This is a genomic window from Shewanella sp. 10N.286.51.B2, from assembly GCF_041469265.1.
Lineage (GTDB): Bacteria > Pseudomonadota > Gammaproteobacteria > Enterobacterales > Shewanellaceae > Shewanella.
In genome coordinates this window covers 16810-29502 of the sequence record NZ_JBFRKH010000055.1, presented here as the reverse complement: position 1 = coordinate 29502, position 12693 = coordinate 16810, and the positions used below count along the sequence as shown (strand labels likewise).

General features: G+C 42.4%; 11 protein-coding genes. 9 read left to right on the top strand and 2 right to left on the bottom strand.

What is annotated here, in order from left to right; all coding sequences use genetic code 11:
* Positions 1-279 precede the first annotated feature (279 nt).
* Positions 280-3141 carry a bifunctional [glutamate--ammonia ligase]-adenylyl-L-tyrosine phosphorylase/[glutamate--ammonia-ligase] adenylyltransferase gene (glnE, locus tag AB4140_RS15065; protein WP_372001558.1) on the bottom strand — a complete coding sequence of 954 codons (2862 nt, stop codon included), beginning with the start codon at positions 3139-3141 and terminating at the stop codon, positions 280-282.
* A gap of 243 nt (positions 3142-3384) precedes the next feature.
* On the opposite strand from glnE, the gene AB4140_RS15060 reads away from it, so the two are divergent.
* From AB4140_RS15060 to AB4140_RS15025, 8 genes are all read left to right on the top strand, one after another.
* Entirely contained in the window at positions 3385-4356 is a 972-nt protein-coding gene (locus AB4140_RS15060; protein WP_102438551.1) for a hypothetical protein, read from the top strand.
* Positions 4357-4365: 9 nt separating this feature from the next.
* Positions 4366-5265: a DUF350 domain-containing protein gene (locus AB4140_RS15055; protein ID WP_102438553.1), complete on the top strand. Its 900-nt coding sequence runs from the start codon at positions 4366-4368 to the stop codon at positions 5263-5265.
* 4 nt (positions 5266-5269) lie between these two features.
* On the top strand, positions 5270-7045 hold the full coding sequence (locus tag AB4140_RS15050; protein ID WP_102438555.1) for a polyamine aminopropyltransferase: 1776 nt from the start codon (positions 5270-5272) through the stop codon (positions 7043-7045).
* 81 nt (positions 7046-7126) lie between these two features.
* Positions 7127-7540: a YjfI family protein gene (locus AB4140_RS15045; RefSeq protein WP_076539733.1), complete on the top strand. Its 414-nt coding sequence runs from the start codon at positions 7127-7129 to the stop codon at positions 7538-7540.
* A gap of 11 nt (positions 7541-7551) precedes the next feature.
* The gene (locus tag AB4140_RS15040) at positions 7552-8241 is read left to right on the top strand and encodes a PspA/IM30 family protein (protein ID WP_076539734.1); all 690 of its coding nucleotides are present in this window, start codon (positions 7552-7554) and stop codon (positions 8239-8241) included.
* Positions 8242-8247: 6 nt separating this feature from the next.
* Entirely contained in the window at positions 8248-8904 is a 657-nt protein-coding gene (locus tag AB4140_RS15035; RefSeq protein ID WP_102438557.1) for a hypothetical protein, read from the top strand.
* Positions 8905-8935: 31 nt separating this feature from the next.
* A complete protein-coding gene (locus AB4140_RS15030; protein WP_102438559.1) occupies positions 8936-9259 on the top strand; it encodes a hypothetical protein in 324 nt (107 codons plus the stop codon).
* A 127-nt stretch (positions 9260-9386) separates the two neighbouring features.
* Positions 9387-10208 carry an ion transporter gene (locus AB4140_RS15025; protein ID WP_102438590.1) on the top strand — a complete coding sequence of 274 codons (822 nt, stop codon included), beginning with the start codon at positions 9387-9389 and terminating at the stop codon, positions 10206-10208.
* Between the two features lie 83 nt (positions 10209-10291).
* Here AB4140_RS15025 and AB4140_RS15020 read toward each other — a convergent pair whose 3' ends face one another.
* The gene (locus AB4140_RS15020) at positions 10292-11773 is read right to left on the bottom strand and encodes an inorganic triphosphatase (RefSeq protein WP_102438561.1); all 1482 of its coding nucleotides are present in this window, start codon (positions 11771-11773) and stop codon (positions 10292-10294) included.
* A gap of 224 nt (positions 11774-11997) precedes the next feature.
* Between AB4140_RS15020 and AB4140_RS15015 the strand changes: the two genes are divergently transcribed.
* Positions 11998-12681, top strand: a complete 684-nt coding sequence (locus AB4140_RS15015) for a TIGR00153 family protein (protein WP_102438563.1) — start codon at positions 11998-12000, stop codon at positions 12679-12681.
* Positions 12682-12693 lie beyond the last annotated feature (12 nt).

Genomic DNA, 12693 nt, shown 5'->3' with positions numbered 1-12693 from the left:
TTACAAAGAAAACCTGTTCACTAAACACCTAATAGACAAAGCAATCAATACGAATGCGCGCTTAAGGTGGCTCAAAACAATCAGTGTAAAATAATGCAGTAACAAGACTGTGAGTTAGTCCTGAGAAAGACAAATTTTATATGAAGATGGTGTATCAAATTGAATCAGTGTGTGAATGCCGTGCTGCACCGCTTTTAATTTATATAAAACGGTGCAGGTAACTATTTTTCCGCACCGTTATCCTAACAAAACCAAAAATCTACGGTTTTAGACAAGACGTTATAGCGCTTCACCTAAAATGTGCTGATAAATATTAATAATTTCGCTGACCTTGTTATTGGCTTTATCTGCATCGATTTCGCCTTTAGCGCGCTGAAGAGTCAGGCGATGACTTTCATCCCGTAGCCAACAGTAGGTTTGAGTCAGGTATTGAGCAGTCATCACAGGTAAAATCTCAAGCTCGGCTAATAGCTGAAAAATGCGCACATTATCAGACCATATGGACAACTCTTTATTTTTGTTAGCGTAGGCTAACACTAAATACTGGGCCATAAACTCAATATCGGCAATGCCACCCGCACTCTGTTTTAAATCGAACTTACCGTTTGATGCTTTCAATAAATGCTGGCGCATTTTAATGCGCATATCGCGAACTTGTTTCGCAAGTTCAGGAAGCTGGCGCTGATGCGATAGCACCTCTGTGCGAATTTCACTAAAACGTGCCGCTAAGCGATGATCGCCATAAACAAAACGTGAGCGCACCAAAGCTTGATGCTCCCATGTCCAGGCCTCATCTCGCTGGTATTCGCGATACTGTTCAATCTCGCTAACCAATAAGCCTGAAGCGCCAGAAGGTCTTAAGCGCATATCCACTTCATAGAGCTCACCTGAGGTGGTTCGGGTAGCAAATAAATGCACAATGCGCTGCGCAAGTTTTAAATAAAAATGGCCATTATCAATCGGTCTTTTACCATCTGTAGCGCCTGCGCCTTGATGGTTATGTAAAAAAACCAGATCTAAGTCAGAGCCATATCCCAGCTCAATGCCACCTAATTTTCCATAACCAATAATAGCAAAGCCCATTTTCTCAGAGCTTGTACCTGCAGGTATGCCGTGCCTTGAGGAAATTTGATGCCAGGCTTGTAATACCACTTGCTCAATGATGGCTTCTGCAAGGTAGCTTAAGTGATCGCTCACCTCCATCACAGGTAGCACGCCAGTAATATCAGCGGCGGCAATTTTTAACTGTTGTGACAGCTTAAACTGGCGCAACGCTTCCATCTGTTGTTCCATGTCATCTTCTGGAACGCGCAATAGGTACTGCCTTAACTCACTTGGGTAGTCATCCAGCGGGGTGGTATCGTAAAGCTGAGCCGGATCGATGAGTTCATCCAGTAACATCGGAAAATTCGCTAACTCTTCGGCAATCCAGGGGCTAGCACAACAAAGGCTAATGAGCTGCTGACGGGCGCCGGGGTTCTCACACAATAATTCAAGATAAGTGGTACGGGTTAAAATTTTATCTAACACCCCTGATACCGCTTTTAATGCCACGCTCGGGACTGGTTGCTCTAATAATTCATCCAACAATTTAGGCATTAATTTTTCAAGAGTTTCACGTCCCCTGGGGCCTATTGAGCGTTTTAATACATTGCTGCGCCAGTCATCTAAGCTTGGCCATAAACTATCATCTTCAACATCATGCTCTTCAAGTAACGCTAAGGCATTTTCCTGATCATGAATTTGCCATAACTGGCAAGTCCAATGCTCGCTTGAGTCCTGTTCATCTTCGCCACCGACAGTATCTTTAAAGTGGCGATGAATGTTGCCCATGGCATTGGCAATTTTTTCCCGCAAGCTGTGCTCATCGCTCTCGCCCATGGCATAGCATAGTCGCTGCCAATCTGTGGCATTATCGGGCAATGTTTGGGTTTGCTTATCATCAAGAGCTTGAAGTAGGTTTTCAACTCGGCGCAGTAAAATGTAGCTGTGTTTTAGCTCATCAACGGCCAAGTACTCTAACTGACCTAGCTTATATAAGGTATCAATTGCGCCAAACAAACTTTGTTGTCGCAGTGCAGGTTCTCGTCCGCCACGTATGAGCTGAAAACTTTGCACCACGAATTCAACTTCGCGGATCCCGCCGGCTCCCAGTTTTATATTGCCTGTGAGCTGTCTGCGTCTAACTTCTTGTGCAATAAGTCGTTTCATTTTTCGTAGCGAATCAATGGCTGAAAAATCGATATAGCGACGATAAATAAAAGGCCTTAATAAGTCATGTAAGTCATCACTATATTGCGTCCAAGGCCCGAGTACTCGCGCCTTAACCATGGCGTAACGTTCCCAATCACGACCTTGCTCTTGATAGTAATCTTCAAGACCACTGAAACTGACCACTAACGGGCCACTTTCACCGTATGGGCGCAGGCGCATGTCGACCCGAAACACAAAGCCATCAACAGTAATTTGATCTAATAGACTGATCAGTCGTTGACCCATTTTGATAAAAAATTGCTGGTTAGCTTGAGCGCGGCGACCACCGATGGTTTCACCATGTTCAGGAAAGGTAAAAATCAAATCGATATCAGAGGAAAAGTTCAGTTCTCGACCACCAAGCTTACCCATACCGAGAATAAGTAACGGCTGTGGATTGCCCTCTTCATCTGTTGGGGTGCCGATTTGCTGACACATATCGGTGTAGAGCCAATCGCGAGCACCAATTACCAGCACTTCGGCTAAGCTAGATAAATCCAGTAGTGATTCTTCAACATCGCAATAATTTAAAAAGTCTCGCCAAGCGATACGTACCATTTGGAAGTTTCGAAATTGACGTAGCTGTTTTTTAACCTGCTCTTCTGAGCTTGATGAGGCTAAATTAGTGTGTAATTCACCAGTAAAAGACTGTCTATCGAGCTGAGTTAACTGACCATCGAATAGCAATTCAATCCACTGGGGATTACGGCACAATTGCTCGGCAATATAATCACTCAAACCTAACACTAACTTTAATTCAGCTTGTTGTGACAGGGTTAGTTTTTCAGTGATTTCAGGCCATGTTTCACAAAGCCTTAACCAGTAACGTGCTGCAATTTCATTAAGCTCTGCAGACAAGACGTTGTTACTTTGGTTGTGCATGTTTATCCGATCCCTTTGGCAAATTACTAAGACTTACACATTTCAATTCGACATATTATGTCAAGGTGTGTTATACAATAAAATCAACGATCGCATAAATAGCTAGTCGATATTGTACCTTCGATTAAGACTACTATATCCTTTACAACAGTAATACCGAACCATGTAAATATTTAGTCAGTTTTAAGCATATAATTATGCGACTTGATACTATATTTATATATGTATTTTATACTATTTGGAGAACACATGGCTGGCATGCTTCCTCGTGTCCTTGCAGTATTTTCAGCGCTGATCTTGTGCATAACATTATCAGGTTGTGGTGATGACAGACCTGAAAAAATTACGCAATATCAGCAGCTGTCACAGCAGCGATTGACTCAACTCGATTCAATGCTAAACGCAGGTGAGCTTCGTAATGCCACCTTACTGACACAATATACCAGCTTACTTAAAAACAGTAAGCCTGATCTGGTGCCGCTACTTGATGAACTGGCGCGTGATGCGACCTCAAGTGGCCCTATGTACCAATCACTAAAACGCAGAACCAGTGAACTGGCCGATTCTGCCAACTTCGTTGATTTAGATCAGCAGCTCGAAGAAGCGCAAAATATTTATCAAGCAGCTGATTCAAGTTTGTTTAATGACATGCTTTCCGATCCCGTTAATGTGGTGGCTGATTTATCAGGTGGACAGCTGGCAAGGGTTAACGCCATCAGCCGTGAAGCCGAAGCAATGGCCAACGGTAGCGAAGATTTTGGTGCAGGAAGCCAGCTAGTGGGTAACCCCGCTTATGGTAGCTGGCAAACTAATTCAAGCGGCATGTCATTTTGGGCCTGGTATGGCATGTATTCGATGTTCTCTAACATCATGAATCCTGTACGCTATGACCGCTGGTCAAACAATCGTGGTTACAGCTACTACAATGATGTCGGTCGCTACCGTTATACGTCTCCTAAACAGGCGAGCGCGCAAAATCGTACATTTGAGAACACCAAGAAAACCTTTAATTCTCAAGGTAAGCAATTTAATAGCCCGTATGCGAAATCACGTACAGGCTCAACCAGCTTATCAAGACAAAGTACTGCAACACCTAAAGCCAGTACTGCCGGAACCAAAACAGCACGTAGCACAAGTAAGTTCCGTTCAAATTATTCCAAAGACAGCAGTTTCCGTAATTCAACTAGCCGCACCACACGCGGTGTACGCCGAGGCAAATAAGGACTAACCATGACATTTTTAAATGACTTCGGACTCACCCTAGATTTAGCGATAATTTTAGCGATTGATCTGACCATCGCGGTGATCTTACTGGCGCTAATGCGCTACTTACAAGGCTGGAGCGTGAGAGTAAACAGCCGCGCTGAACTCGCAGAGCGTGATAACTTTGCTTTTGGGGTTAGTACTGCGGGTGCCGTTCTGGCATTAGGGATTGTACTTTCAGGGGCGATTACAGGTGAAGCTGCTGATTCGTATATTGTTGAAGCCATTGGCATGACAGCTTACGGCTTATTTGGCTTACTTTTAATCAAGTTTGGTCGAGTACTACACGACAAAATTGCCTTAAATGAAATCGATAAAAACAGCCAAATTATCAATGGTAATATGTCGGTTGCCATCGTTGATGCCGCCGCTGCTGTTGCCACAGCAATTATCATTCGATCGGTATTAATGTGGGCAGAAGATATTACCTTAGATACTTTCATTGCTATCTTTACCGCCTTCTTAATCTCGCAATTAATGTTAGTGTTATTAACTCGCTTTCGTGAGCACCAATACGCTAAACGTAATCAAGATGCCTCGATGCAAAAAGCACTAGAGCAAGGCCAAATAGCCGTTGCGATTCGTCACAGTGGTTACATGATTGCCATGGCATTTACCTTTAAAGCGGCCAGTCACTTTATTATCTATGATCCAACTGCTTACTTAATGAATATCGTCGGCTGGTTAACCTTCTCGATAATCATGCTGGTAGTGTTGTCGCTATTACTTGCTGTGGTTAAAAAGCTAGTTTTAGCTCAAATCAACCTAACTGACGAAGTTGAGAAACAACACAACGTCGGTGTGGCTGCAGTTGAACTAGCAATTAGTGTTGCTGTTGCACTCATTTTAGCGGCGTTAATGGCATAAATAGATGAATAATACTTTGCTTGAACAGAGCCAGGAGGGCTGCGACAAGCAAAATAGCCCTTCTCAAACAGGCACCTTGCCTCCAGCGAATAAACGCAGCCTTGCTTGGTTTGATGATGCCCTATTGTTGGGCATTATGGCCTTACTGGCAGGCTGTGGTCTTATTTACGAATACCTACTTTCCCACTATGCAGGCCGCATTCTCGGCGCCTTAGAAGCTGCTATTTACACCATGATAGGCATTATGATTGTGTCTATGGGCATTGGCGCCTTTGCCGCTCGTAAAATTCGCTGTGCCTTCACCGGCTTTGCGATGCTTGAACTTATTGTGGCATTTTGTGGATCATTAGCGATTTTAATTACCGCCGCCGTGATTGGATTTGGCCAGCAATTACCGTTAATTATTGCCAACACCTTAGGCCTGCCACCAGATCATTTACCTGACGGCGGTTTTATTGGCGTATTACAAAATCTTAGTGAATATTTACCCTATATCTGGGGGGTTATTCTAGGTTTGATGATCGGCATGGAGATCCCGCTGATTGCCCGCGTACGTCAATCCTTATCTGAAGAGCACTTGCTGCACAATGCCGGCACCATTTATGGCGCTGATTATGTCGGTGCGGGTGCTGGCGCGGCTATTTGGGTACTGTTCATGCTGTCGTTAGATATTCAGCTCGCAGCAGCGCTCACCGCCAGTGTTAACTTGTTAGCAGGCTTTGTGTTTATTTGGCGCTTTTGGCAGCAAATCCGCTGGGCTAAACTGATCCTCGCAGGACATTTTATCGCCACAGGAGTATTAGTGCTACTGGCACTGCACGGCCCCAGTTGGGAGCAAAATTTCAATAACCTGCTATATAAAGACAAAGTGGTGTATTCAGAAGCTACCCGTTTTCAGCAGTTAACCTTTACCGAGCGGCTGCGAGGCAAAGGTCAAGCGCCAGTGTATTCGCTATACATTAATGGTCGATTACAGTTCTCCAGTATTGATGAGCACATCTACCACAGCTTTTTAGTTCACCCGACACTTGCAGCCAGTGCAAGGCAGGATAATGTGCTAATTATTGGCGGCGGAGATGGCTTAGGGCTTAAGCAAGTTTTCAAATGGGATCCAAAATCGGTCACCTTAATGGATTTAGATGAACAGCTCGTCGACTTGTTTAGAGAGCCCCATGAGAACATGCCAGAGCGTGTTAGCAATGCCATGTTAGCCCTTAATGGCGATGCACTAAATGATCCTCGCGTTAAGCTTATTTATGATGACGCCTTTAATGGCATTGATAAACTGATTGCTGACAATCAAAAATTTGATGCCATTATTGTGGATTTGCCAGATCCGAGTCACCCTGATTTAAATAAGCTTTATTCTGATTTATTTTATCGAAAACTGGTCGAGCTATTGAGCGCTGATGGGGCAATGACGGTACAATCGACTTCGCCTTATCATGCCCAAAATGCCTTTATTTCTGTAGGAAAAACCATTGAATCGGCAGGGTTTTCGGTCGAGCAATACCATCATAACGTGCCAAGCTTTGGTGAATGGGGCTGGTCTATCGCCACCTTATCAGGACAAAATGCCAAGCAACGTCTAGCCCATAACGAGACGTTGCCCATTAATGAGCAATGGCTGACTCCTGGGCTTATACATGGCGCATTTGAGTTTCCTGGCACATTTTATAATGATGCTGACACTATCAAAGTGAATAGAATTGGCTCATTACAGCTATACCATTACCACTTAGCATCTTGGTCTGACAACCAAGGGATGAATCTTTTTTAACCAACTCAAAAATAGTCTTGACATAATATGTCTAAGTGCTATCTTTGAAACCTAAGACATAATATGTCAATAAGGACGAATATGAATATCCATAAGATTGCTAACCATTTGACAGAACTTGGCGACCTTAGCCATACCGGTTTGAAGTTTGATTGTTTTCCAATTGATGGTGATGTTGAAGTATTACAAGTCAACGTTGCTGGCCGTGAAGAATTACCGGTATTTGTATCGGTAACTGACAATCAAATCTTATGTATCAGTTATTTATGGGATGAGAGCGAAGTAAAAACTGAAACTCGTACCCAAATGTTTGAAACTATGCTTGAACTAAACATTCCAATGCCTTTGTCATCTTTTGCAAAAATTGATGATAAATATGTGGTTTACGGGGCGTTATCAGTCACCTCAAGCATGGAAGAGATCGAGCAGGAATTATCAGTATTGTCTGATAACTGTTTAGAAGTCATCGACGAACTTGTCGAATTTTTGAAGTAAGGAGCCATATCATGGGCATTTTAAATAAAATTTTAACGGCATTTCGTGGCGGCGCAAATGAAGTCGGCCAAACTATTGTTGATGCAAACTCTACTCGTATTTTTGAACAAGAAATTCGTGACGCAGAAAAGCATTTAACTAAAGCAAAACGTGAGTTAACTGACGTTATGGCGAAAGAAATGCAAGCAAGCCGTGAAATCGATCGCCTGAAACGCAGCATCACTGAGCACGAAGGTTATGCAACTCAAGCACTTGAAAAAGATAACGAAGCGTTAGCAATTGAAGTTGCTGAAAAAATCGCTCAGTTAGATCAAGAGCTAGCAGAACACGAAACAGCGAACAGCAGCTATTCTGCACATGCTTTACGCTTAAAAGAATTAGTGAAGAAAACCGAGCGTCAATTAACTGATTATCAACGTCAGCTAAGCATGGTTAAAACCACTGAAAGCGTACAAAAAGCCACCGCGACTATTACTGATTCATTTGCATCAAGTAACTCAAAGTTAATGAATGCAAAAGATTCACTAGAGCGTATTAAAGCTCGCCAGCAACAGTTTGATGATCGCCTACAAGCATCAGAAACCTTAGCTGAAGAGAATAGCGACAAGTCTTTACACGCTAAGCTAGCAGAAGCAGGAATTGGTGAGCAAAAGTCTAGTGCTAATGCTGTTTTAGAGCGTCTTAAAGCGAAAAAAGGTTAATTGACTATGGGATTTCTGCGTGGCCTATTTGGCAAGAAAGAAGCCCCTAAACGTCAGCTTGACCATGTGAACAAGCTACTCAAGGGAGATATGATCTCCCTTGATGATAGTTTTGCCTTACCTGAGCAACTACGTGGGCAGCAACTTAAAGTTGAAGCGATTCATACTTATGAATATGAACGTTCACAACAATGTGAGTGGTTACTTCGCGGTCACAGTGGCACCGCTATTTTCATGTCTTACATTGAAGAAGATGAAGCTTACTTAAGTTTCTCTGTCAAAGTAAATCGCTCTATAGTTGAGCAAATTTTTGATCTCGATGAATTCTCACAGTTATTTGAAGAGCCCGGTAATGCTGAGCTCAAAACACTACCGCTTTCAAATGAATTAGACAGTGAATACGCACGCTGGTTAAGTGATGCTTATCATCAAGTTGAATTTGCCACTTTTGGTTATTTCCATCGTCAAGATTACCGTGGTCAAAAGCCACCTCAAGATGATAGCAATCAACAACGAGGCGATGGCTTTGAAAGCTACTCATTAGTTGATAGCGATGAAAGCCACGCTGTGGATGTCGAAGTTTATGAAGGTGGCGATACTGAAGTCATGTTGACGCTATATCGCCCATTAACGGATATTCGCGAGTTTTGGCCGGCAAGCTAAGTTAAAGCGGTTTTAGGGAGTTAAACCAACCATGAGTAAAGGTAAATCGTTACCAGAAACCTGGATAAAAAATCAGCAAGCGGCCAAGGCAACCCAAGTCGCGTTTGATTTAGATGAAAAGTTTCAGTACCAGATCCGAAAAGCCGCCCTTGATGCAGGGGTCAGCCCTTCAGATCAAATTCGCTCAATACTTGGTTTAAGCGTCACTAAGCGCCCAAAAAGGCCCAGATTAACCGTATCGTTAAGCCAAGATGATTACGTCTTACTAGCCCAGCGATACGGGTTAAATTCAGATGCACAACTTGAAATTAAAAAGCGCGTTTTAGATGATTTAGTGCAATTTGTAGACGAATAGCTGATGTTTGGATTTTAAAAAACACGCCTTGTTTAAGGCGTGTTTTTTTTGGCTGCAATTAAGGTTTACGCCATACCCCATGATTGTTAGCATCACTGCACTGCTTTTGCAAAACGGATTTGTATCGATGATAGATAAAAAACGCTGGTCATTAAAAACCTTAAATGGTCCCAGCCCTTTCGAACTGGCGATGATGGTGTTATCGCTTTTTTCAGTCTTTATTGTGATTATGCTGACTTTCAGCAAAATAGATCCTGAAACCAGACGGGTATTATTGTTTATTGATACCAGTATCTGCCTCTTGTTTATGTCGCGCTTTTTTTATGAACTTTTTAAAGCCCCAAGTAAGAAGTTTTATTTAAAACATCACTGGATTGATTTTGTTGCCAGCATCCCTGCAATTGAAGCACTGCGTATCGCCCGTGTTTTCCAAATATTACGGGTGATCAGATTAATTCGTGCCACACGCACACTAATCATTCCGCTATTAAGACAAAGCAAACAAACCACCTTAGCCGGGTTATTAGTGGCAATGGTGTTTATTTTGGGCGCAGCTTCCGTGCTAATTTTATTAGTTGAAACTGGGGTTGAAGGCGCCAACATTCAAACTGCCGAGCAAGCCATTTGGTGGGCATTAGTGACCATATCAACCGTGGGTTATGGTGATTTTTATCCAGTTAGCACAATTGGCCATATCATTGGCGCGATTGTAATTATTAGTGGCGTGAGTTTTTTTGGGGTGATTTCTGGTTACATGGCATCGGTTTTTGTCGCGCCAGACAGCAATGAACGTGAAGAGCGTGAAGAAACTAATAAACAGGATATCAAATCTGCTTTAGAGCAAGCATTGGAGCGTATGGAGCAAAACCAGCAACAAATGGAAAAAAACCAGCGTCAAATGCTTGATGAAATAGCCATTTTAAAACAGCAGCTTATAGACAAGAATTAACCAGTACTCACCACATTCGGATTATTTCATCTATAAAAAAATAAGGCCTATCAACTGATAGGCCTTATGTTTAAATGTTTAGCTTACCAGTATGGCTGGTTTTTTAAGGCACTTTTACGAGAATGCTCCATGGCAAACAGCAAACTAGCCTCTTTATCTTCAAGCCAACGGCCAATATCCACGTCGGTCTCTGCAGTCAGTTTAGCCAACAATTGATAACAACCTAAGGTTTGAATACCTAAGGCTAAATCTTGCCAAGGCGCTCTGAATGCTTCGCGGTCTTCTGCTTGATACAATTCACCATAAGCAAACCCCACCAAGATACTTTCATCTAAGCAATGGGCCACTTTTTGATAATCAAGGCTATCCATTGCCGCGCTCATTGGCATTACATCTACAATCCGCTGCCATGAATCTTGTTGTAAACGATTAGCAAACACACCCAATTCAGGATAATCCACTAAGCGGTGGGAACCATTGGCAGTTTTTAATAATAAATCCACTAATTCAAGCTGTAATTGACCGTATTCAGGTTTAAGCCAAAAAGCCTCGAGATTATTATCAGCAACAAGCTTAGCCGCACTGGCTTTAGCTAATGCCTTTAGCGGCGCTTTATTAATGGATTTACCGAATAAGTTTTGACGCTCATCAATAATTAAACTGAGGCTTTGCAGCGGCTCAATAAATTGTAGTTGTTGCTCTAACGTGTCGAAGTAACTGAGCACTTGTGAATTCAATAATCCAAATTGGCTTAGAGTCAGTCGCAACAATCGAATACAAGCCCGCAGTTGCATCCATAATTGTGCTTGCTGAGAAATTTCATCACTATCAAGCAAGATTGATTCAATGATCTGCCAGCGTTCGATGCCCGACTCTAATAATACTTCCAAGGTTTTTGATAAACTTTTATCGCTGGGTAAGCGAATATAATCGATGCTCTTTAATGATTGCGCTTGTGAGTGACCTGAAAGTAAATAGCCGCGCTGGGCTTTACTCGCTTTACCTAATCTCACCGGAACATGACGAGCAACGTCAATAGCCAACTGCAATAGCGCTGACGTGTCACCAGCTAACAGTTCAAACTCCACTTCACAAATGGGATCGGCTTTGCCGTTAGCCAGGACATTACCGGTATCAAATGCAATCTCAACTAAACTATCGCCAATATAAACATGCCATGATTGACGGCAAAAATTAGTTTCAAAAATACAGCTGATTTCAGCTTGCAGCTCACTAACCAGCATTTCTTGCGGCCAAATGGTGTCAGGAAATAATGCCAGTTCGGGGAAATCTTGCTCAATAGCCACATTATATTCGGGCCGAGAGTGAATACCGCCAATAACTTTGCCCGCAGTTTTAATGGTTTGCTCGGTATACTTTTCAGTTTGGCGTACCCTAAGCCCCATCAAATGTTGTCTTAATTGTAATTGAGGTGTATCAAAGTATTTGTTTGATAACTGACAAGTTTCTTGAGGGGTAGCGCCGTCCAATTCATTCAGTAATTTTACCAATAAATCATGGTATTGTGGCTGTATAAACAGCTTAAGTTCTATCTCAGAGTCCATTGACTTCTTTTTCACCTTGTCATTAAATCTTCATTAATGCGTCATAATTAGTTCATAATGTCACATTAGTGTAATAAAAATCCCTTAGGATAGCGTTACTCAGTTCTATATACTGACTAATATCAACTGTAGATTAAATTAAAAACACAGTTTCATTATGTGGACGCTTAAGGTAACATGCGCCCGCTTTTCCAAAATTGGAATCATTAAATAGGTTAACCGCAATGCCAGTAAACTCTATTTTAGGAGTGTTTGCAAAATCACCCCTTAAGCCCTTAGAACAGCATATCGACAAAGTTCATGAATGTGCTGTACTACTTGTACCATTCTTTGACGCAACGACCTCAGGTGACTGGGATGAAGCGGTCAAAGTCCGTAAGCAAATAAGCTTACTTGAAAATGAGGCAGATACGCTAAAGCGTGAGATCCGCCTTACCCTTCCTAGTGGGTTGTTTATGCCAGTAGAGCGTACTGACTTGCTTGAGTTATTAACTCAACAAGACAAAATCGCTAACAAGGCAAAAGACATCTCCGGCCGTATTATTGGTCGCCAATTAGTTTTCCCTCAACAAGTGCAAGCACCGTTTAAAGCTTACCTCAAACGTTGTTTAGATGCTGTCTCTCTTGCTAAGCAAGCAATTAACGAACTCGATGACCTTCTCGAAACAGGTTTTAGAGGACGTGAAGTCGAATTAGTCGCCAAAATGATCAATGAATTAGATCGTATTGAAGCTGATTCAGATGATTTGCAAATCCAAGTACGTCGCTTACTACTAAGCTTGGAAGCAGATTTGAATCCTATCGATGTCATGTTTATGTACAAGATTATCGAATGGGTTGGAGGCTTGGCAGATTTAGCCGAGCGTGTAGGCTCTCGCCTAGAGCTAATGTTAGCTCGCAGTTCATAACTAAAAAGGTTA

Excerpts from the sequence above, each read along its gene's own strand:
- AB4140_RS15025 (WP_102438590.1), top strand. The coding sequence starts at position 9,387 with ATGATAGATAAAAAACGCTGGTCATTAAAAACCTTAAATGGTCCCAGC.
- AB4140_RS15015 (WP_102438563.1), top strand. The coding sequence starts at position 11,998 with ATGCCAGTAAACTCTATTTTAGGAGTGTTTGCAAAATCACCCCTTAAG.
- AB4140_RS15020 (WP_102438561.1), bottom strand. The coding sequence starts at position 11,773 with ATGGACTCTGAGATAGAACTTAAGCTGTTTATACAGCCACAATACCAT.
- AB4140_RS15035 (WP_102438557.1), top strand. The coding sequence starts at position 8,248 with ATGGGATTTCTGCGTGGCCTATTTGGCAAGAAAGAAGCCCCTAAACGT.
- AB4140_RS15055 (WP_102438553.1), top strand. The coding sequence starts at position 4,366 with ATGACATTTTTAAATGACTTCGGACTCACCCTAGATTTAGCGATAATT.
- AB4140_RS15050 (WP_102438555.1), top strand. The coding sequence starts at position 5,270 with ATGAATAATACTTTGCTTGAACAGAGCCAGGAGGGCTGCGACAAGCAA.
- AB4140_RS15030 (WP_102438559.1), top strand. The coding sequence starts at position 8,936 with ATGAGTAAAGGTAAATCGTTACCAGAAACCTGGATAAAAAATCAGCAA.
- AB4140_RS15060 (WP_102438551.1), top strand. The coding sequence starts at position 3,385 with ATGGCTGGCATGCTTCCTCGTGTCCTTGCAGTATTTTCAGCGCTGATC.
- AB4140_RS15045 (WP_076539733.1), top strand. The coding sequence starts at position 7,127 with ATGAATATCCATAAGATTGCTAACCATTTGACAGAACTTGGCGACCTT.
- AB4140_RS15040 (WP_076539734.1), top strand. The coding sequence starts at position 7,552 with ATGGGCATTTTAAATAAAATTTTAACGGCATTTCGTGGCGGCGCAAAT.